At 73.1% G+C, this 22,627-nt stretch carries 22 protein-coding genes; 20 read left to right on the top strand and 2 right to left on the bottom strand.

The genetic code is table 11. The annotated features are described in order from the left end of the window. Nucleotides 1-59 precede the first annotated feature (59 nt). Nucleotides 60-608: a YbjN domain-containing protein gene (locus ACFVYR_RS35625; RefSeq protein WP_384260422.1), complete on the top strand. Its 549-nt coding sequence runs from the start codon at nucleotides 60-62 to the stop codon at nucleotides 606-608. A gap of 75 nt (nucleotides 609-683) precedes the next feature. Here ACFVYR_RS35625 and ACFVYR_RS35620 read toward each other — a convergent pair whose 3' ends face one another. Then, nucleotides 684-1,883, bottom strand: coding sequence for a pyridoxal phosphate-dependent aminotransferase (locus ACFVYR_RS35620; protein WP_384260419.1), 1,200 nt, complete (start codon nucleotides 1,881-1,883; stop codon nucleotides 684-686). Nucleotides 1,884-2,011: 128 nt separating this feature from the next. Here ACFVYR_RS35620 and ACFVYR_RS35615 point away from each other — a divergent pair, with 128 nt between their 5' ends. The 8 genes from ACFVYR_RS35615 (at nucleotide 2,012) to ACFVYR_RS35580 (ending at nucleotide 8,957) form a co-directional block, all read left to right on the top strand. After that, nucleotides 2,012-2,311, top strand: a complete 300-nt coding sequence (locus ACFVYR_RS35615) for a hypothetical protein (RefSeq protein WP_384260417.1) — start codon at nucleotides 2,012-2,014, stop codon at nucleotides 2,309-2,311. Between the two features lie 386 nt (nucleotides 2,312-2,697). Then, a complete protein-coding gene (locus ACFVYR_RS35610) occupies nucleotides 2,698-3,222 on the top strand; it encodes a DUF2617 family protein (RefSeq protein ID WP_384260414.1) in 525 nt (174 codons plus the stop codon). Nucleotides 3,223-3,356: 134 nt separating this feature from the next. Next, the gene (locus ACFVYR_RS35605) at nucleotides 3,357-4,925 is read left to right on the top strand and encodes a polyamine aminopropyltransferase (RefSeq protein ID WP_384260412.1); all 1,569 of its coding nucleotides are present in this window, start codon (nucleotides 3,357-3,359) and stop codon (nucleotides 4,923-4,925) included. Nucleotides 4,926-4,984: 59 nt separating this feature from the next. Further along, the gene (locus tag ACFVYR_RS35600) at nucleotides 4,985-5,854 is read left to right on the top strand and encodes an SRPBCC family protein (protein ID WP_384260409.1); all 870 of its coding nucleotides are present in this window, start codon (nucleotides 4,985-4,987) and stop codon (nucleotides 5,852-5,854) included. An 86-nt stretch (nucleotides 5,855-5,940) separates the two neighbouring features. After that, nucleotides 5,941-6,729: an aldose 1-epimerase gene (locus ACFVYR_RS35595; protein ID WP_384260407.1), complete on the top strand. Its 789-nt coding sequence runs from the start codon at nucleotides 5,941-5,943 to the stop codon at nucleotides 6,727-6,729. Nucleotides 6,730-6,739: 10 nt separating this feature from the next. Next, on the top strand, nucleotides 6,740-7,294 hold the full coding sequence (gene pyrE / locus ACFVYR_RS35590; protein WP_384260404.1) for an orotate phosphoribosyltransferase: 555 nt from the start codon (nucleotides 6,740-6,742) through the stop codon (nucleotides 7,292-7,294). Nucleotides 7,295-7,423: 129 nt separating this feature from the next. Continuing rightward, entirely contained in the window at nucleotides 7,424-8,446 is a 1,023-nt protein-coding gene (gene fbaA, locus ACFVYR_RS35585) for a class II fructose-bisphosphate aldolase (RefSeq protein WP_384260402.1), read from the top strand. A 97-nt stretch (nucleotides 8,447-8,543) separates the two neighbouring features. Beyond that, nucleotides 8,544-8,957 carry a DUF3151 domain-containing protein gene (locus ACFVYR_RS35580; RefSeq protein ID WP_384260399.1) on the top strand — a complete coding sequence of 138 codons (414 nt, stop codon included), beginning with the start codon at nucleotides 8,544-8,546 and terminating at the stop codon, nucleotides 8,955-8,957. Nucleotides 8,958-9,070: 113 nt separating this feature from the next. Here ACFVYR_RS35580 and ACFVYR_RS35575 read toward each other — a convergent pair whose 3' ends face one another. Beyond that, a complete protein-coding gene (locus ACFVYR_RS35575) occupies nucleotides 9,071-10,198 on the bottom strand; it encodes an NADH:flavin oxidoreductase (RefSeq protein WP_384260397.1) in 1,128 nt (375 codons plus the stop codon). A 111-nt stretch (nucleotides 10,199-10,309) separates the two neighbouring features. Between ACFVYR_RS35575 and ACFVYR_RS35570 the strand changes: the two genes are divergently transcribed. The 11 genes from ACFVYR_RS35570 to ACFVYR_RS35520 all read left to right on the top strand — a co-directional run bounded on the left by ACFVYR_RS35570 (nucleotide 10,310) and on the right by ACFVYR_RS35520 (nucleotide 22,318). Beyond that, nucleotides 10,310-10,897 (top strand): CGNR zinc finger domain-containing protein, encoded by a 588-nt coding sequence (locus tag ACFVYR_RS35570; RefSeq protein ID WP_384260395.1) that lies wholly within the window; start codon nucleotides 10,310-10,312, stop codon nucleotides 10,895-10,897. Between the two features lie 193 nt (nucleotides 10,898-11,090). Continuing rightward, on the top strand, nucleotides 11,091-11,981 hold the full coding sequence (locus tag ACFVYR_RS35565; RefSeq protein WP_384260392.1) for a tryptophan 2,3-dioxygenase family protein: 891 nt from the start codon (nucleotides 11,091-11,093) through the stop codon (nucleotides 11,979-11,981). A 127-nt stretch (nucleotides 11,982-12,108) separates the two neighbouring features. Then, nucleotides 12,109-13,464 carry a kynureninase gene (gene kynU, locus ACFVYR_RS35560; protein ID WP_384260390.1) on the top strand — a complete coding sequence of 452 codons (1,356 nt, stop codon included), beginning with the start codon at nucleotides 12,109-12,111 and terminating at the stop codon, nucleotides 13,462-13,464. A gap of 82 nt (nucleotides 13,465-13,546) precedes the next feature. Further along, nucleotides 13,547-14,425 (top strand): alpha/beta hydrolase, encoded by an 879-nt coding sequence (locus tag ACFVYR_RS35555; RefSeq protein WP_384260388.1) that lies wholly within the window; start codon nucleotides 13,547-13,549, stop codon nucleotides 14,423-14,425. A gap of 173 nt (nucleotides 14,426-14,598) precedes the next feature. Then, nucleotides 14,599-15,552, top strand: a complete 954-nt coding sequence (locus ACFVYR_RS35550; protein ID WP_384260386.1) for an alpha/beta hydrolase — start codon at nucleotides 14,599-14,601, stop codon at nucleotides 15,550-15,552. Then, nucleotides 15,545-16,711, top strand: coding sequence for an acyltransferase (locus ACFVYR_RS35545; protein ID WP_384260383.1), 1,167 nt, complete (start codon nucleotides 15,545-15,547; stop codon nucleotides 16,709-16,711). Before ACFVYR_RS35550 ends, ACFVYR_RS35545 begins: the two co-directional genes overlap by 8 nt. Nucleotides 16,712-16,721: 10 nt before the next feature. Next, nucleotides 16,722-18,128, top strand: coding sequence for a sensor histidine kinase (locus tag ACFVYR_RS35540; protein ID WP_384260381.1), 1,407 nt, complete (start codon nucleotides 16,722-16,724; stop codon nucleotides 18,126-18,128). After that, nucleotides 18,125-18,790, top strand: a complete 666-nt coding sequence (locus ACFVYR_RS35535; RefSeq protein WP_384260379.1) for a response regulator — start codon at nucleotides 18,125-18,127, stop codon at nucleotides 18,788-18,790. Before ACFVYR_RS35540 ends, ACFVYR_RS35535 begins: the two co-directional genes overlap by 4 nt. Before the next feature lie 113 nt (nucleotides 18,791-18,903). Next, a complete protein-coding gene (locus ACFVYR_RS35530) occupies nucleotides 18,904-20,247 on the top strand; it encodes a sensor histidine kinase (RefSeq protein WP_384260376.1) in 1,344 nt (447 codons plus the stop codon). Next, entirely contained in the window at nucleotides 20,244-20,930 is a 687-nt protein-coding gene (locus tag ACFVYR_RS35525; protein WP_384260374.1) for a response regulator, read from the top strand. Before ACFVYR_RS35530 ends, ACFVYR_RS35525 begins: the two co-directional genes overlap by 4 nt. 119 nt (nucleotides 20,931-21,049) lie before the next feature. Then, a complete protein-coding gene (locus tag ACFVYR_RS35520; RefSeq protein ID WP_384260372.1) occupies nucleotides 21,050-22,318 on the top strand; it encodes a cytochrome P450 in 1,269 nt (422 codons plus the stop codon). Nucleotides 22,319-22,627: the final 309 nt, after the last annotated feature.

Genomic DNA, 22,627 nt, shown 5'->3' with positions numbered 1-22,627 from the left:
TGCGACCGGGACCCCCTTCTGGGAGAGGATGGCGGAATCCGTACGAAGGGACCACGCACGTGAGCATCGACCCGTCCTCCATTCCGAATTTCGGGGGCCAGCCCGATCCGCAGCAGGGCGCAGGACCGGCGGGCCCCGTTGTCCCCGACCAGGACCTCGTCAAGCAGCTGCTCGACCAGATGGAGCTCAAGCACGTCGTCGACGACGAGGGTGACCTCGCGGCGCCGTGGGAGGAGTTCCGTACGTACTTCATGTTCCGCGGCGAGGACGACCAGCAGGTCTTCTCGGTGCGGACGTTCTACGACCGGCCGCACACGATCGAGGCCAAGCAGCAGCTCCTGGAGTCGATCGACGACTGGAACCGCCGCACGCTGTGGCCGAAGGTCTACAGCCACACGCACGACGACGGCACGGTCCGCCTCATCGGCGAGGCCCAGATGCTGATCGGCACCGGTGTCTCCCTGGAGCACTTCGTGTCGTCGACGGTCAGCTGGGTGCGCGCCGCGATCGAGTTCGACCGCTGGCTCGTGGAGCAGCTGGGCCTGGAGGCCGAGGTCGACGCCGCCGAGGGCGAGACCGGGGAGAAGCCCGGCGACGACGAGGCCTGAGGGCCCGTACGCACGTGAGAGCCCGGCGGCGGTGGCACATGCCACCCCCGCCGGGCTCTCGGCGTGCCGGGCGGGTCAGCCCGCCAGCGACTTGAGGCGGGTCACCGCCTCCTCCAGGACGGACGTCCGCTTGCAGAAGGCGAAGCGCACGAAGGGCGCACCCGCGTCCCGGTGGTCGTAGAAAACCGCGTTCGGGATGGCGACGACGCCGGCCCGCTCCGGCAGCGCGCGGCAGAAGGCGAAGCCGTCCGCTTCGCCCAGCGGCGTGATGTCGGTCGTGATGAAGTACGTGCCCGCCGGACGGTAGACGTCGAAGCCCGCCGCCGTCAGGCCCGCGCCGAGCAGGTCCCGCTTGGCCCGCATGTCGGCGCGGACGCCGTCGAAGTAGGAGGCGGGCAGGGCCAGCGCCTCGGCGATCGCGTACTGGAAGGGTCCTGAGGCGACGTAGGTGAGGAACTGCTTCGCCGAACGGACGGCGGTGACCAGCTCCGGGGATGCCGTCACCCAGCCCACCTTCCAGCCGGTGAACGAGAACGTCTTGCCCGCCGAGCCGATGGAGACCGTGCGCTCGCGCATGCCGGGGAAGGTGGCGAGCGGCAGGTGCTCGGCGTCGTCGAAGACCAGGTGCTCGTACACCTCGTCGGTGACGACCAGGAGGTCGCGCTCGACCGCGAGCCGCGCGATCTCCGTGAGCTCAGCGCGGGTGAGGACGGTGCCGGTGGGGTTGTGCGGGGTGTTGAGGAGGATCAGCCGGGTGCGGTCGGTGACCGCGTCCCGCAGTTCGTCGAGGTCGAGGACGAAGCGTCCGTCGCGGGGGCGCAGCGTGACGGGGACGCGGGTGCCGCCCGCGAGCGCGATCGAGGCGGCGTACGAGTCGTAGTAGGGCTCGAGCGCGATGACCTCGTCGCCCGGCTCGACGAGGGCGAGCAGCGACGCCGCGATCGCCTCGGTCGCGCCCGCCGTCACGAGGACCTCGCGGTCGGGGTCGTACGAGAGGGCGTACCGGGTGCGCTGGTGCTCGGCGATCGCCGTGCGCAGCTCCGGGACGCCGGGGCCCGGCGGGTACTGGTTGCCGCGGCCGTCGCGCAGCGCCCGCACCGCGGCTTCCCGTACCGACTCGGGGCCGTCCGTGTCGGGGAAACCCTGACCCAGGTTGATCGCGCCCGTCGTCGCCGCGAGTGCGGACATCTCCGCGAAGATGGTCGTGCCGAACTCGGTGAGACGGCGGTTGAGCAGGGGGCGCTCGCGCCCGGAGGGGGACGTCATGGCCGCCATCCTGCGCCGAACCTCTGGAGTTCCTCAACTCTGCTTTGCGTCGGCTTCGGCAGGGGCATCCCCCTGTCACGCGAGAAGCACGGCCCACGGGGGACCTGCTTCGGCAGAACTGAAGGAGTGTGAGGGCCGTGATCGTGGCTTTCGTCTTCGTGGCGGTGTTCGTCTTCGCGGTGGTCGCGGCCGTCAACTACGGGGGGAACAGCAAGCGCCGCAAGCGCGCCGGGTGGGGCTCGGGAACCGCGTCGAGCTCGGCGGGCGGCGGCTGGTGGGCCGGGGGCGGTGACGGCGGCGGCGGGCACCACGGCGGCGGCCATCACGGTGGCGGGCACTCCTGCGGTGGTGGGTCGTCCTGCGGGGGCGGTGGGTCCTCGTGCGGGGGTGGTTCCTCGTGCGGAGGTGGCGGGGGCGGATGCGGCGGAGGCAGCTGACACGGGGCAGCTGGTCCACCGATTCCATGGAGGCGCCCGGCGGGGGCGGACAGTTCCCGCCGGGCGCCTCGCCATGGGTGGTGGCGTACGACGGGGGGCGTGCTCACGGGCCGCGGTGTGACCGGCGTACTGAACAGTTGAACTGTGCAGCCCTCATGGGGATGGAAACCCTACGAAGTTGGGTAAAAACGCAGTGGCAGCATCGCCGACCATGATTCCCTCTCACACGTCAGCACCGCCCAAGGATGTACGTCTCAGGTTTCGCAGAAAGCATTCTGGATACCCGTCAGATGACGTCTTCGTGGGCACGAGCCGGCATTCCGACCTCCCGGTGGCCGCACCGGGGCGCCGGCCCCACCTCCATTGAGTGTTAGCGGAGCCGACCCATGCTCACGACCCTGAACACCGCGTACACCGACACGCGCGCCGCGGACCTCGCCTGGACCCTGGGGCGCGAGCCGCTGCCCGCGCTCGCCACCCTCGAAGTCGAACTCGCGGACGCCAGAATGCAGTTGAGGCTGCTCGGCGCCTCGCACCAAGTGCTCCTCGAGGAAGATCAAGGCGGCTGTTCAGAGACCGTCGCCTGCATTCCCGGCAGCAGCACACCGCTGCCGCTGGGCGTCTCCAAGCGCGTCGGCGAATGGGAGTACGAATTCGCGGCGCGGGTGGAGGCGTTGTCGCCCGGCCAGTTCGCGGGCCGCGCACAGGAATTGCTCGCCCTGGTCGCCGAACACCCGCACGGACTCGCGGGGGTGTTCCCCGGCAGCCCGCACGCCTTCACCGCGATGCTGGCGCAGCGCCACGAAGGGGCCCTGATGTGGCGTACGTGGCACGCGTACCCGCAGGAGGGCCAGTTGGTGGCGACACGGACCCGCGTGGGCGTACGCATGCCGGTGCCCGTCGCACTGTGACGCGGGGAATCCCGTAAGCGGGGAATCCCGTAAGCGGGGAATCCCGTAATGCGGGCCGGCCGCCAGGCATGAAAGCAGAGTTACACCCATGTGGGGGACTCGGTGTGAGCATCCTGTGACGTAGCGTTCCAGGCGTGCTCGAGTCCTCGGTGCGGTTGCCGGTCTCACCCCAGACAGGACGGTTTCTCGTTCTCACGGGCGTGTTCATCTGCGCTGCCTGCGGTCTCGTCTATGAACTCGAACTCGTCGCCCTCGCCTCGTACTTGATCGGCGACTCCGTCACCCAGGCCTCCGTCGTGCTCTCCGTGATGGTCTTCGCCATGGGCATCGGCTCGCTGCTCGCGAAACGGCTGCGGCGCCGCGCCTCCGTCTGGTTCGGCCTCGTCGAGTCGGCGCTCGCGCTGGTCGGCGGGTGCAGCGCCATGGCGTTGTACGCGGCGTTCGCGTGGACCGGGGACCGGGGCGAGGTGTGGGCCGGCGGATCGCGGTTCCTGCTCGTCGCGTTCTCCCTCGCCATCGGCGTACTCATCGGCGCCGAGGTGCCGCTCCTGATGGTGCTCATCCAGCGCATCCGCCGCCAGGACGCAAGCGGCGCCGTCGCCGACCTGTTCGCCGCCGACTACGTGGGCGCCCTGGTGGGCGGGCTCGCCTTTCCCTTCCTGCTCCTGCCGCTGTTCGGGCAGCTGACGGGCGCCCTCTTCACCGGAGCGGTCAACGCCGTCGCGGGCGGCGCGCTCGTCTTCGGCCTGTTCCGGCGGGACCTCAGCGTGCGCGGCCGCTGGGCGCTGCTCACCACCAACGTCCTCGTCCTCTCCCTGCTCGCCTCCGCCGCCGTCCTCGTCGACGACTTCGAGCGGGCCGCCCGGCGCGCCGTGTACGGCGGGGACGTACGGGTCGCCGTGCAGACCGACGTCCAGGAAGTCGTCCTCACCGGCGGCCGACGGCGCTCCCTCGACCTCTTCCTCGACGGACGGCTGCGCATCAGCGGACGTGACGAGGAGCGCTACCACCGGGGCCTCGTGGCGCCCGCGATGCGCGGACCGCACGCGCGCGTCCTGGTCCTCGGCGGCGGCGACGGCCTCGCGGCGCGCGAGATCCTGCGCCACCGCGGCGTGCGCCGCGTCGACGTCGTCGAACTCGACGCGGGCGTCGTCGACCTCGCGCGGCACGACCCGGCCCTCAGCGAGCTCAACGGCCACGCCTACCGCGACCCGCGGGTCCACGTGGTGAACGCCGACGCGTTCCGCTGGCTGCGCTGCGCGCGCGGGGAGTACGACGTGGTGATCTCCGACCTGCCGGACCCGGGCATCACCGCGAGCACGAAGCTGTACTCCCAGGAGTTCTACGGCCTCGCCACCCGGGTCCTCGCCGGCACCGGCAGGATCGCCGTGCACGCGGGCCCGCTGTCGGCCCGCTCGCGCGCGTTCTGGACGGTGGAGGCGACGCTGCGCGCGGCCGGGCTGCGGACCGTGCCGTACCGGGTGGGCGGGCGGCAGTCCGGCTTCGCCGCCGGGCCCGACCGCACGGCGGAGGGCGCCCGCGCGCCGCGCGACTGGGGCTTCGTGCTCGCCGCGCGGACGCGGCCCGCGCTGCCGCGCCCGGCCGGATCCGGCGCCGCACGGGCCGGGGCGTGGACGGCCGAGCCGCCGAGACGGCCGGGGCTCGCCCCGTCCACCCTCGTGCACCCGCGTTACGCGAACTGACGTACAACCCTTTACGAACTGTCGTACAACTGGTCACCTCCTGGGTAGGCTCGACTGCCATGGAGCATGAGGTGTTCGTTCCGGTTTCGGCAGAGCGGCTCCGGCAGGTCCTCGCGGACCCCGAACGGGTCGCAGGGGCGGTCCCCGGGCTTCAGCGCGACGCGCAGGAGGGAGCGGATCCGCTCTCCGGGCGTCTCAAGGTGCGCGTCGGCGGGTCCGGCGGGCACACCATCACGTACCGCGGCTCGGCGCGGACCGACGCGCGCGGCGACGGTTCGTACGCGATCGCGGCGGAGGGCGCGGAGGTGCGCGGGTCCGGCACCGTGAAGTTCTCGCTGACCGTGCGGTTCCTGCCGGCCGCCGGGGGGACGACCCTCGTGTTCGGCGGCAGCGCGACCGCCGACGGGCGGATCGCCGAAGGTTCTCCACAGGCTGTGGAATCCGCGGTGCACCGGCTGCTCGAACGGTTCGCCCAGGGCCTCGCGGAGGCGGCGCCGCCCACCACGGCGCCCGGCCCCGATGACGCCCCCGGCACCCACACGGTCACCGTGTTCGAGGCCGTCGAGACGGTGGAGGCGGACGCCGACGAGGCCGGTGTCCTCGACGAACTCGCGGAGCTGGACGAGACCGACGACCTCGGTGACATCGGGGATCTCGACGATCTCGACGCCCTGGAGGCCGACGCCGAAGTGGCGGACGACGTCGCGAACATCGACGTACCGCCCGCCGAAGCCGCGCACGCGCGCCGCACCATGATCGGCCGCAGCGCCGAGGAGGTCGACCACGCCCCGCCCCGCGGCCGGTACGCGCCCGCGCCCGCCCCCGAGTCCCTCGCCACCAGCGCCACGCTCCGCTGGGCCGCGCCCGCCGCGGCCCTCGCGCTCGCCTCGGCCATCGTCGTCGGCAGGGCGCTGCGCCGCCGCCGCTGACGCAAGGGCGCCGCGCCGCCGCCGACCCAGGGACTGCCCGACCCTGCTCCGCCGGACAGGCCCCGGCACGCCGTAGGGTCGGCCCCGTGAGTACCGAAGACGTGACCCTGACCGCGGGCGACGCGGAACTGACCGTGCAGCCGGGCAACGGCTGCCGCATCGCGAGCCTGCGCATCGGCGGCGTGGAGCTGCTGAGGCAAGGCGGGAAGTATGGCTCCTTCCCGATGGTGCCGTGGTGCGGCCGGATCGAGAACGGCCGGTTCCGCGACGGCGCGACGGTCCATCAGATGCCGGTCAACTCCCCGCCGCACGCCATCCACGGCTTCGGCCGCGACGCCGAGTGGCGCACGGCCCGCAGCGGCGCGGGCGAGGCGGTCTTCACGTACGACCTGACCGACCCCTGGCCCTACCCGGGCCGCGTCACCCAGATCGTGGAACTCACCGAGGACGCGCTGACGCTGCGCCTCGGCATCGAGACGCACGGCGGCTCCTTCCCCGCGCAGGCCGGCTGGCACCCGTGGTTCAACAGGAACCTCGGCGGCCAAGACGTCCGTGTCGACTTCACGGCCGCCTGGCAGGAGGAGCGCGGCGAGGACCACCTGCCCACCGGCCGCCGCATCGAGCCGGAGCCGGGCCCCTGGGACGACTGCTTCGGCATGCCCGACGGCGTCGACGTGACGCTCACCTGGCCCGAGCAGCTCGAAGTCAACGTCAGCAGCCGCGAGCAGTGGGTCGTCGTCTACGACGAGCAGGAGGCCGCGGTGTGCGTGGAGCCGCAGACAGGGCCGCCCAACGGACTCAACACCGACCCGCGCCTGGTGACCCCCATCGAGCCGCTCGAGACGGCGACGACCTGGGCCTGGCGTCGGCTTTAAGCTCTTACGCATGACTGACGACGTACGCGGCGAGCTGCTGCAGCAGATCAAGGACAAGGCCGTCGTGCACGGCAAGGTGACGCTCTCCTCCGGCCTGGAGGCCGACTACTACATCGACCTCCGCCGGATCACCCTCGACGGCGAGGCCGCCCCGCTGGTCGGCCAGGTCCTGCTCGACCTCACCAAGGACCTCGACTTCGACGCCGTGGGCGGTCTGACCATGGGCGCCGACCCCGTCGCGGGCGCGATGCTGCACGCGTCCGCCGCGCGCGGCAAGCGCCTGGACGCCTTCGTCGTCCGCAAGGCCGCCAAGGCGCACGGCATGCAGCGCCGCGTCGAGGGCCCGGACATCAAGGGCCGCCGCGTCCTGGTCGTCGAGGACACCTCCACCACGGGCGGCTCGCCGCTGACCGCCGTCGAGGCGGTCCGCGAGGCGGGCGCCGAGGTCGTGGGCGTCGCCACCATCGTGGACCGCGCGACCGGCGCCGGCGAGAAGATCACCGAGGGCGCGGGCGTGCCGTACCTCTTCGCGTACTCGAAGGACGACCTCGGCCTGGCCGACTGACACCGGCCCCGGCAGGGGCCTCGCCGGGCCGGAGCCGCCCCGCGAGTCTGGAAAGATGGGGGCGACGATGACGTCGCCCCCATAGGTCAGGGCCAAGCACATACCCCGCACATCACAAGGAGCGGACACATGCCCATCGCAACCCCCGAGGTCTACGCCGAGATGCTCGACCGGGCGAAGGCAGGCAAGTTCGCCTATCCGGCGATCAACGTGACCTCCTCGCAGACCCTGCACGCGGCCCTGCGCGGCTTCGCGGAGGCGGAGAGCGACGGCATCATCCAGATCTCCACCGGTGGTGCGGAGTTCCTGGGTGGCCAGTACAACAAGGACATGGTGACGGGCGCCGTCGCCCTCGCCGAGTTCGCGCACATCGTCGCCGCGAAGTACGACATCACCGTCGCGCTGCACACCGACCACTGCCCCAAGGACAAGCTGGACGGATACGTCCGCCCGCTGCTCGACGTCTCCGCCGAGCGCGTCAAGGCCGGCCGGAACCCGCTCTTCCAGTCGCACATGTGGGACGGCTCCGCCGAGACCCTCGCCGACAACCTGGCCATCGGCCAGGAGCTGCTGGCCAAGGCCGCCGCCGCGAAGATCATCCTTGAGGTGGAGATCACCCCGACCGGCGGTGAGGAGGACGGCGTCACGCACGAGATCAACGACGAGCTGTACACGACCGTCGACGACGCGCTGCGCACCGCCGAGGCCCTGGGCCTGGGCGAGAAGGGCCGCTACCTCCTCGCCGCGTCCTTCGGCAACGTCCACGGCGTCTACAAGCCGGGCAACGTCGTCCTGCGCCCCGAGCTCCTCAAGGACCTCCAGGAGGGCGTCGGCGCCAAGTACGGCAAGCAGTCCCCCTTCGACTTCGTGTTCCACGGCGGCTCCGGCTCCACCGCCGAGGAGATCTCCACCGCCCTGGAGAACGGCGTCGTGAAGATGAACCTCGACACCGACACCCAGTACGCCTTCACGCGCCCCGTCGCGGACCACATGTTCAAGAACTACGACGGCGTCCTGAAGGTCGACGGCGAGGTCGGCTCGAAGAAGACGTACGACCCGCGCACCTGGGGCAAGTCCGCCGAGGCGGGCATGGCCAAGCGCGTCACCGAGGCCTGCGCGAACCTGCGCTCCACGGGCACGAAGCTGAAGTAGCGCCCCCGGCGTCACGTACGGGCCCGGCACCCCTTCGCTTCGCGGGGAGCCGGGCCCGTATGCGTGTCCCGTCCGCGCATGGCGCAGACTTGGGCCCATGGCCATTCACAAGGATCTGCTCGGGGGACCGCCCCCGACCCACCTGCCCGACGACCCCGAGCCCCGCGAGCTGCTCGCGAACGGCACGGCGCCCGCCGACGTCGCCGCGAAGTACCCCACGTCCTCGCTCGCCTGGGCGCAGCTGGCCGACGAGGCGTACGAGCGGGGCAGCGTCGTCGAGTCGTACGCGTACGCCCGCACCGGCTACCACCGCGGCCTCGACGCCCTGCGCCGCAGCGGCTGGAAGGGCCATGGGCCCGTACCGTGGGAGCACGAGCCCAACAGGGGCTTCCTGCGGGCGCTGCACGGTCTCGCGCGCGCCGCGCAGGCGATCGGTGAGCAGGACGAGTACGAGCGCTGCGCGGGCTTCTTGCGGGACTCTTCGGAGACGGCTGCGACTACGCTCGGCTGACGTAGCCGGGGCCCGGGGTGCTGTCACCCCCGGGCCCCTGCCGCGAGGGCTTCGCCCCCGGACCCCCTTGTCGGCCTGAACGGCCTCGTCCGCAAACGCCTGACGGGCTGTTACTAGCGCAAGCTACCCAGAAGGCCGGCCTCGTACGGCGCTGCCTCGGCGAGGCGGCCCGTCAGCGCCTTGTTCGCCCACTCCGGGTCGGCGATCAGGCTGCGGCCCACCGCGATGACGTCGAACTCGTCGCGCTCCATGCGGTCCAGGAGCAGGTCGATGCCGGTGGACGTGGCCTCCGCGGCGAAGCCCTGGGGGCCCACGAACTCCTTGTCGAGGCCGACCGAGCCGACCGACAGCGTGGCCTTGCCGGTGAGCTTCTTGACCCAGCCTGCGAGGTTGAGGTCGGCCCCCTCGAACTCGGGGAGCCAGTAGCGGCGCGTGGAGGCGTGGAAGGCGTCGACGCCCGCGGCGGCCAACGGGGTGAGCAGGGCCTCGAGTTCGCCCGGCTCCGTGGCCAGCTTCGCGTCGAACGCGTGCGCCTTCCACTGGGAGAGCCGGAAGATCACGGGGAACGTCGGCGAGACCGCCGCGCGGACCGCCTCGACGATCTCCGCGGCGAAACGGGCGCGGGAGGCGAGGTTGCCGCCGTAGCCGTCGGTGCGGCGGTTGGTGACGCCCCAGAGGAACTGGTCGATCAAGTAGCCGTGCGCGCCGTGCAGTTCGACGCCGTCGAAGCCGATCCGCTCGGCGGCTGCGGCGCTGTCGGCGAAGGCCTCGATGACCGCGTCGATGTCGGCGCCGGTCATCGCGTGGCCCTTGGGGGCGCCGTCGAGGCCGAGGCCGGAGGGGCCCGCCGGGGGAGCGGCGGGTACCGGACCCTGGCCCTCGTCGCGGGTGGCGCCGACGTGCCAGAGCTGCGGGACGATCTTCCCGCCCGCCGCGTGCACGGCCTCGGTGACCCGCTGCCAGCCCGCGAGCGCCGCGTCGCCGTAGAAGTGCGGGACGCGGTGGCTGCTGCCCGCCGACGCGTGGTCGACGTACGTGCCCTCGGTGACGATCAGGCCGACGCCGCCCGCGGCGCGGCGCGCGTAGTACTCCGCCACATCCGCGCCGGGCACGCCGTCCGGGGAGAACTCGCGGGTCATGGGTGCCATGGCGATGCGGTTGCGGACGCTGAGGCCGTTGATGTCGAAGGGGCGGCCGAGGATTCGCGCGGCTCGTGCGGTGGTGGTTTCCGTGGCTTCCATGCGGGCTCCTGGAGTTTCTGCAGAGTTTCCGGCGCGAACAGAGGCATACGCGTCTAACAGCACTGTAAGCCTTTCACTGATGTCGCAGTCAGGCCGGGTACCGTGGAGCGCATGAACTGGCCCGCGACCGAGCGCCTCCGTCTGACCCCCGCGCCCGGCGGCCTCGCCCTCGTCCAGGACCTCCTGAACACCGCGCCCGCCGGCCACCTCGACTCCGTCGACCCGCTCGCCGACGGGGCGCTCGACCGCGCCCAGGACTGGGCCGACCTGGCCGTACGGTCCTGGGCCCGTGAGACGGGCCGGGGCGCCGTGCGGCTGACCCTGGCCGCGGGCGACCTGCCGCAGCTGCGGTGCCTGCGGGAGCAGCTCGGCCGGGCGCTGGCCGCGGACTGCGGGGACGGGGGCTCGGTGCGCTTCACGTCGGCTCCGGTCGTGGTCGAACTCTCCGGGGACGGCGCCCTGTCCGTCCAGCCGGAGGGTGCGGGCGCGCGCTGGCTGGCCTCCGCCGTCCTCGCCGAGGGGCTGCTCGCCCAGGCCACGGGCGTCTGGCGGCGGCTGAAGATCTGCCGCAACGAATTCTGCGCCGCCGCGTTCTACGACCGCTCCCGCAACAACAGCGGGGTCTGGCACTCGGTGCGGGGCTGCGGGAACGCGGCGCATCTGCGGGCCTGCCGGGAGCGCCGTCGCGCGCAGGGCTGAGGGGCGGCGTCGTCCGGGGTGCCGTCACCGGGCGCCCGGGGCGACAGCTGCGTAGCTCGTTCGCTGCTGTGTGGCGCGTACGGGCCTTGCCGATTGCGGGAAAGTTGCGGAGGATTCCGGTGGGGACCGGGGCCCCCGTGCCGGTAACGGCAGGGGCGGACCGCTACCCGGAGTACGTATCGAGGAGACAGCGATGTCCCCAGAGACGCATGAGGCATCCCCCGAGGAGCGCGCGGCGTCCACCGAGGTGTCGGAGCCGTCCGAGGTGTCCGGGGCCGAGAGCCCGAACCTGGACTTCGCGGGCACCACGCCGTACGAGGACTACGTCCAGGCGGACGTCCTCACCCACCTGCAGCACCTGCGCTCGGACGACCCCGGCGAGATGGTCTTCCTGGTCACCACGCAGGTCATGGAGCTGTGGTTCACGGTGATCGTCCACGAGTGGGAGACCGCGGCGCACGCCCTGCGGCGCGACGACATCCCCACCGCGCAGAACGCGCTCAAGCGCAGCCTGCGCGAGCTGGAGGCCCTGAACGCCTCCTGGCAGCCGCTCGCCCAGCTCACCCCCGCCCAGTTCAACTCCTACCGCGGCTCGCTCGGCGAGGGCTCCGGCTTCCAGTCCGCGATGTACCGCCGCATGGAGTTCCTGCTGGGCGACAAGTCGGCGTCCATGCTCGTCCCGCACCGGGGCTCGCCGCGCGTCCACGCGGAGCTGGAGAAGGCGCTGCAGGAGCCGAGCCTGTACGACGAGGTGCTCAGCCTCCTCGCCCGGCGCGGGTACGCGATCCCGGACGCCGTGCTCCAGCGCGACCTCGCCAAGAAGTACGAGCCGTCGCCCGAGGTCGAGGCCGTCTGGGCCGAGCTCTACTCCGGCGACGAGAGCGGTGATCTCGCCCGGCTCGGCGAGACCCTGACGGACGTCGCCGAGCTGGTCTGGCGGTGGCGCAACGACCACCTGGTCGCCACCCGCCGCGCGATGGGTTCCAAGACGGGCACGGGTGGCTCCGCCGGTGTGGCGTGGCTGGAGAAGCGGGCGCAGAAAAACGTTTTCCCCGAGCTGTGGACTGCGAGGAGCCATGTCTGAGGACCGGGTGTCTGAGGGGCGAATGTCTGAGGGCCGGACCTCTGGGGGCCGGATGTCGGAGGGCCGGATGTCTGAGGACCGGACCTCTGGGGACCGGGTGTCGGAGGGGCGGGTGTCGGAGGACCGGATGTCTGAGGACCGGACCTCTGAGGACCGGACCTCCGCGGACCGGGTGTCGGAGGACCGGACCTCTGAGGACCGGACGTCCGACGACCGGACGTCCGACGACCGGACGTCCGACGACCGGACGTCCGACGACCGGACGTCCGACGACCGTATCGGCGCCGTACTGCCCGACCTCGCGGGCGAAGCCGCGAAGCTGGACGCCGACGACGTACTCCGCGCCAAGCGCGAGCAGTTCGTCCTCGACGACACCGTCTACCTCGACGGCAATTCGCTGGGCGCCCTGCCGGCGAACGTGCCGGGCCGGGTCGCCGACGTCGTCGCCCGCCAGTGGGGCGAGCTGCGCATCCGCTCCTGGGACGAGAGCGGCTGGTGGACCGCGCCCGAGCGGATCGGCGACCGCATCGCCCCGCTGGTCGGCGCCGCCCCCGGCCAGATCGTGGTCGGCGACTCGACCAGCGTGAACGTCTTCAAGGCGCTGGTGGGCGCCGTCCGTATCGCCCGTGACCCGGACGAGGGACGGGACGAGATCGTCGTTGACGCCACCACGTTTCCCACCGACGGGTACATCGCCGAGTCGGCGGCCCGCCTCACCGGCTGCCGCCTGGTCCCCGTCGCCCCCGCCGACGTACCCGGCGCACTCGGCGAGCGCACCGCCGCCGTCCTGCTCAACCACGCCGACTACCGCACCGGCCGCCTGCACGACCTGCCAGGACTGACGCGGGCCGTGCACGACGCGGGTGCGCTCGCCGTCTGGGACCTGTGCCACACCGCGGGCGCGCTGCCCGTCGGGCTCGACGAGCACGGTGTGGACCTCGCGGTGGGCTGCACGTACAAGTACCTGAACGGCGGCCCCGGTTCGCCCGCCTACCTCTACGTACGCGAGAGCCTCCAGGACCGTTTCGACTCGCCGCTGCCCGGCTGGAACTCGCACGCCGAGCCCTTCGGGATGCGGTCCGGGTTCGAGCCGGCCGACGGGGCGCTGCGCGGGCGGGTCGGTACGCCGGACATCCTGTCGATGCTCGCCCTGGAGGCGGCGCTCGACGTCTGGGACGGTGTCTCCGTCGACGAGGTGCGTGCCAAGTCCCTCGCCCTGACCGACTTCTTCCTGCGGTGCGTCGGGGCGTACGTACCCGAGGGGCGCGTGGTGTCCCTCACTCCGGGCGCGCACGCGGAGCGCGGCAGCCAGATCGCGCTGCGCTGCGCGGGCGCCGGTGACGTGATGCGGCGCCTCATCGAGCAGGGCGTGATCGGCGACTTCCGCGCTCCGGACGTACTGCGGTTCGGATTCACGCCGCTGTACGTGTCGTTCGCGGACGCCGAGCGGGCCGCCCGGGTGCTGGCGGACACGCTGGACTGATAGCGTCCGGCGGATCTTGCCCCCCGCATTTTCCGCGCGGGGGGCGACGCCGCAAGGCGCACTGCCGTTGAGAGGTTGCCGCATGCCGGACGACGCCGCCGTGGCCCGCGATGCCGCCGAGGCCGAGGCCGCCCTCGCGCATCCCGCCGTGGAGCCGGACGCCACCGCCGCGTACGGGGAACACCCCGATCAGGTCGTCGACTTCTACGCTCCCAAGGGCGCCGCGACCCGCCCCGCGCCGCTCGTCGTCGTCCTGCACGGCGGCGCGTGGCGGGCACCGTACGACCGGCGGCACATCACGCCGTTCGCGGACTTCCTCGCCCGCCGGGGCTTCGCGGTGGCCAACGTCGAGTACCGCAGGGGCAGTCCGATCCCCGCGCAGGGCGGCGCGGCCCCGGTCGCCGGGCGCTGGCCCGAGACCTTCGACGACGTGGCGGCGGCCCTCGACGCGCTGCCCGCACTTCTACGGGACGCGCTGCCGTCCGCCGACCCGCGCCGCACCGTGGTGACCGGGCACTCCGCGGGCGGCCACCTCGCCCTCTGGGCCGCCGCGCGGCACCTGCTGCCCGCCGACGCCCCCTGGCGCACGGCCCGCCCGGCCCCGCTGCGCGGCGTCGTCGCGCTCGCGCCGATCGCGGACTTCCGCGCCGCCGAGGACCTCGCGGTCTGCGGCGGCGCGTCGGTGCAACTCCTCGGCGGGCCGGACCGGTTCGAGGAGCGGCTGCCGTACGCCGACCCGGCCGCGCTGCTCCCGACGGGCATCGCCACCACTGTGGTGCAGGGGCGCACCGACATCACCGTGCCGCAGGCGGTGGCGGAGGCGTACGCCGACGCGGCCGCCAAGGCGGGCGAGGTCGTGGGGCTCACGCTCCTGGAGGACGTGGGGCACTTCCCGCTGATCGACCCGGCGGCGGACGCCTGCGCGGTGGTCGCCGAGGAGATCGCGCAACTCGCCTTCTGACGAGCGCTCAGGGCCGCGGTGCCGGAGACCCCGGGACTACCCGTCATACCTGAGAGCTACCCCGCGGCTGTATACCCCAGCGGGATGCGAGCGACAACCGCTGATCCATAACTTCCTTTCCGTGTACGCGAGTCGGAGCACCGGCCCGCGCGGCGGCGGAAGGGAACGACACGATGAGGATCAGGGCCGGGCGGCTGCGCCGCACTCTGCTGGCGGCCGGGGTCGCGGCAGCCGTGGTGATCCCGGTGTCGGGCGCCGCCCGCCCAGAGATCCCGGCTCCCGCCCCCGCGGCCCTCGGCCGGGTCACGGCGGCGACGCTCCCCGCCGCGTACGCGGCGAACCGGGCGAACACCACCGAGGCGGCGGTGCGGGCCGACGGGTACGGCGCCACGGAGCGGGCCGCCGCGCTGCGCGCCATGGCCGCACCCGGCCGGAACTTCCTCGCCTTCGACGGGCGCGGCACGGGCCGCACCGCCGAGGTCTTCGGCGACCTGGCCCGCGCGAGGAGCGTCGCCGTCCTGGTGCCGGGCTCGGACACCTCCCTCGACTCGTACGGCAGGCTCCGTTCCGGCGCCCGCGCCCTGCGCGCGGCGGCGGGACCGCGCACGGCCGTCGTCGCCTGGCTCGGCTACGAGACGCCGGGCACGGTCAGCCCCGCCGTCCTGACGCCGGGCCGCGCGCAGGACGCGGCGCCCGCGCTGCGCTCGTTCGTCGGTGAACTGCGCGGCATCAACGCCCGCGCTCGCGTCTCGCTGCTCTGCCACTCGTACGGCTCGGTGGTGTGCGCAGAGGCGGCCTCGGGCCCGCGCGGCCTGGACGTCGCCGACATCGCGCTCTACGGCAGCCCGGGCACCGGCGCCGACAACGCCGCCGACCTGCACACCCCGGCCCGGATCTGGGCGGGCCGGGGCGCGGGCGACTGGATCGCCGACGTGCCGCACACCAGCGTCGGCCTCTTCGGCACCACCGTCGGCTTCGGCACCGACCCGGTCTCCGACGGCTTCGGCGCCCGCGTCTTCCCGGCGGGCGACGGCGGCCACAGCGACTACCTGAAGCCGGGCTCCGTACCGCTCGGCAACCTCGCGCGGATCGTGCGCGGCGAAGGACCGGTGGCCCGCCATGCGTGAACGTCGCCTCTCCGTCCTCGCGCGGCGCGTGGACGCCGCGACGCCGCCCGGCCGCGACCGTGCCGTCGACGCGCTGCGGGCCTTCGCCATCCTCGGCGTGGTCGGCGGGCACTGGCTGGTCACCGCCCTGGTGTCGGACGGCGGCGCGCTGCACGCCGCGAGCCCGTTGCAGCACCTGCCGTGGCTCGCGCCTGTCTCCTGGATATTCCAGACGCTCGCCGTGTTCTTCCTGGTCGGCGGGCAGGTGGCGACGGGGAGCTACGTGTCGGCCCGCGCCCGCGGCACCGGCTACGGCTCCTGGCTCGCGGCCCGCCTCGGCCGCCTCTTCCGGCCGGTCGCCGCGGTCCTCGTGCTGTGGACGGCCGCGGGAGCGGGCCTGGTCCTGTCCGGGGCCCGCCCCGACACCGTGCACACGCTGGTCAAGCTGGCGCTGTCGCCGCTGTGGTTCCTGCTGGTCTTCGCCGTCCTCACCGCGGCCACCCCGCTGGTGCGGCGGCTCCATCCGCTGTGGCCGCTGGCCGTCGTCCTCCACGTGGACCTCGTGCGGTTCGGCTTCGGCGGCCCGGCCTGGCTCGGCTGGGTCAACCTCGCGGCGGGCTGGCTCGTGCCGTGGACGCTGGGCGCCGCCTGGGCGCGGGGCGAGCTGACGCGGACCGCGGGCCGGGTGCTCCTGGTGGGCGGCGCGGCGGCGACCGCGGGTCTCGTCCTGTGGGGCGGCTACCCGGCCTCGATGGTCGGCGTGCCGGGCGCGCCGGTCTCCAACCTGAACCCGCCGACCCTGGCGGCCGTCACGTTCGGCCTCGCCCAGTGCGGCCTGGCGCTGCTGCTCCGTGAGCCGCTGGCCCGGTGGATGCGCGGGCCCGCCATCTGGGCGGCGGTGGCGCTCACCAACCTCTCCGCGATGACGGTCTTCCTCTGGCACCAGACGGCACTGATGGCGGTCACCGCGCTCGGCCTGCTCTCCGGCGGTCCGCTGCCCGGCCTGCACACGGTGCCGGACGGCTGGGGCTGGGCGCTCGCCAGGCTGGCCTGGCTGCCGGTGTTCGGGCTGGGGCTCGCGGTGTGCTGGGCGGCGTTCCGTACGTACGAGAAGGGCGGCCGGACGCCGGTGCGGCGCGGGTCCGGGGGCGCGGGAGTGAAGGTGGCGCGGCGTGTCTAGGGTTGATCTTGTGAACGGTGGGGGCCGCGGGAGCGGCGACGGGGAGCGGTTCGACGGGGCTGTGCGGTCGGGACTGCGGGGTCTGGCCAAGGAGCTGTGGACGGTGGCGCCGATGCCGCTGCCGCCGCTCGGCAGGCCGCGCCTGCTGCGCTGGGCCCCGCACATCGTGATCGTGTACGTCACCCTCGGCACGGGGCTCGGCAACCTCGACCAGATGTCGCAGCGCTACCACCTCGGCAACCCGGCGGGCCGCGTCATGGCCCTGGCGCAGGCCGCGGCCGTTGTACTGGCGCTGGTCCGGCCCGTCCCCGCGTGGTGGCTCTCCCTCGCCGTGAACACGACCGTCGCCGGGATGACGACCCTTCCGCCGGGGCGCGGCTCCGAGCCGTGGCCGTGGAGTCCCCCCGGGCTGCTCGCGCACGCCACGGTGACCCTGCTGCTCACCCTGCGGCTGCGGCCCCGGGCGGCCTGGGCGGCCTGCGCCCTCGCCATCGGCCTCCCGCTCCTGCTGCAACTGACGACCAGCCCGGGGCCGGGCCCTTCCAACACGACGGTCCCCCTCTCGGCGCTCGTGTTCGGCGCCGTCACCCTCTTCGGCACGCTGCTGCGCGGGCGCCACGAGACCCGTACCCGGCTCGTCGAGCAGGAGACGCTCACCGCGGAGGAGCGGGCCCGCCGCACCCTCCTGGAGGAGCGCGGCCGGATCGCCCGCGAACTGCACGACGTCGTCGCCCACCACATGTCCGTGATCTCCATCCAGGCACAGGTCGCCCCGCACCTGGTGAAGGACCCGCCCGACGCGCTCAGGGAGAACCTCGACGGCATCCGCGAGAACGCCCTCGAAGCCCTCACCGAGCTGCGCCGCGTCCTCGGCGTCCTGCGCTCGGAGAACCCCGACGCCCCCGAGGCCGCCCCGCAGGCCCCGCTGCCCACCCTCGACCGCCTGGACGGCCTCCTCGACAACGCGCGCGCGGCGGGCCTCACCGTCCGCCGTGAGAGCGCCGGGGAGCCCCGCCCGCTGCCGCCGGGCGTGGACCTCTCCGCGTACCGCATCGTGCAGGAGGCGCTCAGCAACGCGATCCGGCACGCGCCGGGCTCGACGGTGCGGGTCGACCTCGCGTACACCCGCGGCGGCCTGCGCGTACGCGTCACCGACTCCGGCGCGACAAGGAAGGCGCCGCCCTCGCCCGGTGCGGGCCACGGGCTGCTCGGCATGCGTGAGCGGGTCGCCATGCTGGGCGGCGACCTCGCCGCGGGCCCGCTGCCGGACGGCGGCTACGAGGTCGCCGCGTTCCTGCCGGCGAACGCGACGAGCACGGCGCCCATGACGAGCACGGCGCCCATGACGAGCACGGCACACGTGACGAACACGGCGCACACCCCCGCCTCCTCCACCGAAGGAAAGAACAAGACATGACGATCCGCGTCCTCATCGCCGACGACCAGGTCATGGTCAGGCAGGGCTTCACCGTCCTGCTGAACGCGGAGCCGGACATCGGGGTCATCGGCCAGGCCGTCGACGGCGCGGACGCGGTCGCCAAGGTCGCCGAGCTCACCCCGGACGTGGTCCTGATGGACATCCGCATGCCCGAACTGAGCGGCATCGAGGCCACCCGCCGCATCACGTCGGACCTGCCCGAGGTGCGCGTCCTGGTCCTCACCACCTTCGACCTCGACGAGTACGTGTACGACGCGCTCCGCGCCGGTGCCTCCGGCTTCCTGCTCAAGGACGCGTCGGCGGCCCAGCTCGCCGAGGCCGTCCGCGTGGTGGCCGCGGGGGACGCGCTGCTCGCGCCCGGCATCACCCGCCGCCTGATCGCCGAGTTCTCCCGCCTGGACGGCACCCCGCGCGGCCCCTTGAGGGCCCGCGTCGGCGAACTCACCGAACGCGAGACGGAGGTCCTCTCCCTGATCGCCCAGGGCCTCTCGAACGCGGAGATAGCGGCGCGCCTCGTCGTCGCCGAGCAGACCGTGAAGACGCACGTGGGCCGCATCCTCCTGAAACTGGACCTCCGCGACCGCACGCAGGCGGCGGTCTTCGCGTACGAGACGGGCGTCGTGCGCCCCTCGGGGTACTGAGAGCCTGGGCTCCGCAAGGGCGCGGGCGGAGCGCTGTAGTACTTGGGACGGACGCCGGGGAACCCCCCTCGCTATGGACGCCCCCGCGGCGGAGCCACCGTAACGTCGTAGCCGTGACCGAGAAGACAGATCCGATCGAGGCCAGAGGCCCGAGAAGCCCCGAGTACCGCCTGGTGGCAGGCGTCGTCGGCGGCCTGCGCGAGGCGCTGTTCCACGACGCCTTCGACTACCGCCCGCTGCCGCCGAGGAGCACGGACGGACCGCTGAGCAGCCGCCTGCCGCAGCGGATACGCCCGTACGCGGCCTGGACCCCGCACGCCCTCGTGGCGGCAGCCGCCGCGATCACCCTGATGCTCGCCTTCGGGACGGGAGGCCTCGGGAACCACTTCGCGTACGCCCTGTCCGGCCTGATCCCCATGGCCGCCGTCCTGATGACGCTGGCCAGGCCGGTCGGCGCCTTCTGGATCTCGCTGGCCACCACCCCCTTCACCGGCGTGCTCGGGAACACCTGGGACGGCTGGCCGTGGACCCCCGCGGCCTTCTTCGCGCACCTGGCGGTGATGGTCGTGGTGGCGGCGCGGAACGGACCGCGCACCGCCTGGTGGATGTGGGTGGCGACCGCCGCGTACGCGGCGGGGGTCGAGGTGTTCCTCGGCGTCGGCGGCTTCAGCGACAGCCCGCAGATGCTGTTCTTCTCCGCGCTCGCACTGCTGGTCACCAGCCTGGCGCAGGTACGCCGCGAGGCGCAGCGCGAGGTCACCGTGCAGCGCACCGTCACCGCCATCGAGCGCGACAAGCGCACGCTCCTCGAGGAGCGCACCACCATCGCCCGCGAGCTGCACGACGTCGTCGCGCACCACATGTCGGTGGTCGCCATCCAGGCCGAGGCCGCGCCCTACCGCGTGGAGAACCCGCCGCCCGAGCTCGAGCAGGCCTTCGTGACGATCCGCGAGAACGCGGTGGCCGCCCTCACCGAGCTGCGCCGCGTCCTCGGCGTCGTACGGGCCGAGGACTACGAGGCGCCGGACGCCCCGCAGCCCACCCTCGCCGACCTCGACCGGCTCCTGGACAACGTCCGCGAGGCGGGCCTCACCGTCGACAAGGTGATCACCGGGGCGGCCCGCGAGCTGCCGCAGGGCGTGGAGCTTTCGGCGTACCGCATCGTTCAGGAGGCGCTCAGCAACAGCCTGCGGCACGCGCCCGGTGCCGCGGCCCGTGTCGAGGTCGGCTACGTTCTCGGCGGGCTCGGCCTGCGCATCGTCAACGGCCCGCCGACCGGCCTGGTCAAGCCGTCGCCGGGCGCCGGGCACGGCGTCACCGGCATGCGGGAGCGCGTCGCGATGCTGAACGGCGAGATGACGGCGGAGGCGACCGCCGACGGCGGTTACGAGGTCACCGTCTTCGTGCCCGTCCCGCACGCGGAGCGGTCGGTACCGGCCGGAGAGGACGTCGCATGACGATCCGCGTCCTCATCGCGGACGACCAGATGATGGTCCGCGAAGGGTTCTCCGTCCTGCTCAACGCCATGCCCGACATCGAGGTCGTCGGCGAGGCCGTCAACGGCCGCGAGGCGGTCCGCCGGGTCCGTGAACTCGCCCCCGACGTCGTCCTGATGGACATCCGCATGCCCGAGATGAACGGCATCGAGGCGACCCGCGAGATCGTCGCCTCCGAGGGCGGCACGGGTGCTACGGGCGGCTGCAAGGTCCTCGTCCTGACCACCTTCGACCTCGACGAGTACGTGTACCAGGCGCTGCGCGCGGGAGCCTCGGGGTTCCTCCTCAAGGACGCCTCCGCGCGCCAACTCGCCGACGGTGTACGGGTGGTGGCGTCCGGTGAGGCGCTGCTCGCGCCGACGGTGACGCGCCGCCTGATCACGGAGTTCTCGAAGCTGGCGGAGGCGCCGCGGCTGTCGGCGGCGGTCCAGGCCCAGCAGTACGGCGAACTCACCGAGCGCGAGACGGAGGTCCTCGTCCTCATCGCGCAGGGCCTGTCGAACGCGGAGATCGCCTCCCGGCTCGTGGTCGCCGAGTCCACCATCAAGACGCACGTCAGCCGGGTCCTGGTGAAGCTGGGCCTGCGGGACCGCACGCAGGCGGCGGTGTTCGCGTACGAGGCGAGGCTGGTCACACCGGGGTGAGAGCCTGTGTCATATTCCCGGCCAGGCGGCGACCACCCGGCCGGGGATATGACACAGGCTCTGAGAGGCCGTCCACAGGGGGACTGGTCACGGGCGGTGCGCGGGTCTAGCGTCGCTCCATGGACGCACGTTCCGCACCTTCCGAGGTACCCGGGTCCACCGCGGCCGCGCCCGCCTCGTCCTTCGCGGGCTTCGACCCCTCGTCGCCGGAGTTCGTGGCCGACCCCTACCCGGCGTACGCGCGGCTGCGTGCGGCGGGCCGCGCCCACTACTGCGCGCCGACCGGCCAGTGGCTGATCCCGCACCACGCGGACGTCGCGGCCCTGCTGCGCGACCGGCGCCTGGGCCGCACCTACCTGCACCGCTTCACCCACGAGGAGTTCGGCCGCGCGGCCCCGCCGCCCGAGCACGAACCGTTCCACGTCCTCAACGACAACGGCATGCTGGACCTGGAGCCGCCCACGCACACCCGCATCCGCCGCCTCGTCTCGAAGGCCTTCACCCCGCGTACGGTCGAACAACTCAGGCCGTACGTCGAGGGGTTGGCGGACCGGCTGGCGTGTGACCTGGTGGCGGCCGGGGGCGGCGACCTCGCGGCCCGCGTCGCCGAGCCGCTCCCCGTCGCGGTCATCGGCGAGATGCTGGGCGTCCCTGAGTCCGACCGGCCGCTGCTGCGCCCCTGGTCGGCGGCGATCTGCGGCATGTACGAGCTGAACCCGTCCGAGGAGACGGCCGCGCGAGCGGTACGTGCGTCGCTCGAATTCAGCGCGTACCTACGGGACTTGATCGCGGTCCGGCGCGAGAGGCCGGGCCCCGACCTGATCTCGGGCCTGATCGCGGCGTACGAGGACGGGGAGTCCCTCAGCGAACAGGAGCTGATCTCGACCTGCGTGCTGCTCCTGAACGCGGGGCACGAGGCGAGCGTGAACGCCACGGTCAACGGGTGGTACGCGCTGTTCCGCAACCCCGCGCAGCTGGCCGCCCTGCGCGCGGATCCGGTCGGGCTCGTCCCCACGGCCGTCGAGGAGCTGCTGCGCTACGACACCCCGTTGCAGCTCTTCGAGCGCTGGGTCCTCGACGACATCGAGATCGGCGGCGTGACGATCCCCCGCGGCGCGGAGCTGGCCCTCCTCTTCGGCTCCGCCAACCACGACCCCGCGGTCTTCACCCGCCCCGCCGATCTGGACCTCGCCCGGCGCGACAACCCCCACGTCTCCTTCAGCGCGGGCATCCACTACTGCGTGGGCGCGGCGCTGGCCCGCCTGGAGCTGACGGCCTCGCTCCGGGCGCTGCTCCGCCGGGCCCCGAACCTGCGGCTCGCCGCGGAGCCGCTGCGCGGGGCCAATTTCGTGATGCGGGGCCTTGAAGGGTTGCGGGTGGATGTGTGAGGGGTGGGGGCCTCCCCCGTCTCCCATCTGCGGGTACGAACGGGCCCGCCGCTTCGCGGCGGAGTGGGCGGGTAGGCGGGTATCTCCCCCCGTCTCCCATCTGCGAGTACGAACGGGCCCGCCGCTTCGCGGCGGATGTATCCCACCCACCCACCCGTTCACCCTGCGACGTACGGCCGGAGTAGGGGCACGCCCCCACCGGGCCGCAGCCGCGAAACCGGCCGGAGGGGACGTGGGGGTATGTGCGAACGGAGCACCGAGCATCCTGTAGCCCCATTGTCCGGGCAGCGTGACGCAGGGATAGCGAGT

This window comes from Streptomyces sp. NPDC058284 (assembly GCF_042881135.1).
Classification (GTDB): Bacteria; Actinomycetota; Actinomycetes; order Streptomycetales; family Streptomycetaceae; genus Streptomyces.
Note: the sequence above shows the minus strand (reverse complement) of the source record. Positions and strands in the feature narration are given on the sequence as shown.

Bases quoted from the DNA above. Each gene is read 5' to 3' on its own strand.
- ACFVYR_RS35620 (WP_384260419.1), bottom strand. From the start codon at position 1,883: ATGGCGGCCATGACGTCCCCCTCCGGGCGCGAGCGCCCCCTGCTCAAC.
- ACFVYR_RS35610 (WP_384260414.1), top strand. From the start codon at position 2,698: ATGCTCACGACCCTGAACACCGCGTACACCGACACGCGCGCCGCGGAC.
- ACFVYR_RS35600 (WP_384260409.1), top strand. From the start codon at position 4,985: ATGGAGCATGAGGTGTTCGTTCCGGTTTCGGCAGAGCGGCTCCGGCAG.
- pyrE (WP_384260404.1), top strand. From the start codon at position 6,740: ATGACTGACGACGTACGCGGCGAGCTGCTGCAGCAGATCAAGGACAAG.
- fbaA (WP_384260402.1), top strand. From the start codon at position 7,424: ATGCCCATCGCAACCCCCGAGGTCTACGCCGAGATGCTCGACCGGGCG.
- ACFVYR_RS35580 (WP_384260399.1), top strand. From the start codon at position 8,544: ATGGCCATTCACAAGGATCTGCTCGGGGGACCGCCCCCGACCCACCTG.
- ACFVYR_RS35575 (WP_384260397.1), bottom strand. From the start codon at position 10,198: ATGGAAGCCACGGAAACCACCACCGCACGAGCCGCGCGAATCCTCGGC.
- ACFVYR_RS35570 (WP_384260395.1), top strand. From the start codon at position 10,310: ATGAACTGGCCCGCGACCGAGCGCCTCCGTCTGACCCCCGCGCCCGGC.
- ACFVYR_RS35565 (WP_384260392.1), top strand. From the start codon at position 11,091: ATGTCCCCAGAGACGCATGAGGCATCCCCCGAGGAGCGCGCGGCGTCC.
- kynU (WP_384260390.1), top strand. From the start codon at position 12,109: ATGTCTGAGGACCGGACCTCTGAGGACCGGACCTCCGCGGACCGGGTG.
- ACFVYR_RS35555 (WP_384260388.1), top strand. From the start codon at position 13,547: ATGCCGGACGACGCCGCCGTGGCCCGCGATGCCGCCGAGGCCGAGGCC.
- ACFVYR_RS35550 (WP_384260386.1), top strand. From the start codon at position 14,599: ATGAGGATCAGGGCCGGGCGGCTGCGCCGCACTCTGCTGGCGGCCGGG.
- ACFVYR_RS35545 (WP_384260383.1), top strand. From the start codon at position 15,545: ATGCGTGAACGTCGCCTCTCCGTCCTCGCGCGGCGCGTGGACGCCGCG.
- ACFVYR_RS35535 (WP_384260379.1), top strand. From the start codon at position 18,125: ATGACGATCCGCGTCCTCATCGCCGACGACCAGGTCATGGTCAGGCAG.
- ACFVYR_RS35525 (WP_384260374.1), top strand. From the start codon at position 20,244: ATGACGATCCGCGTCCTCATCGCGGACGACCAGATGATGGTCCGCGAA.
- ACFVYR_RS35520 (WP_384260372.1), top strand. From the start codon at position 21,050: ATGGACGCACGTTCCGCACCTTCCGAGGTACCCGGGTCCACCGCGGCC.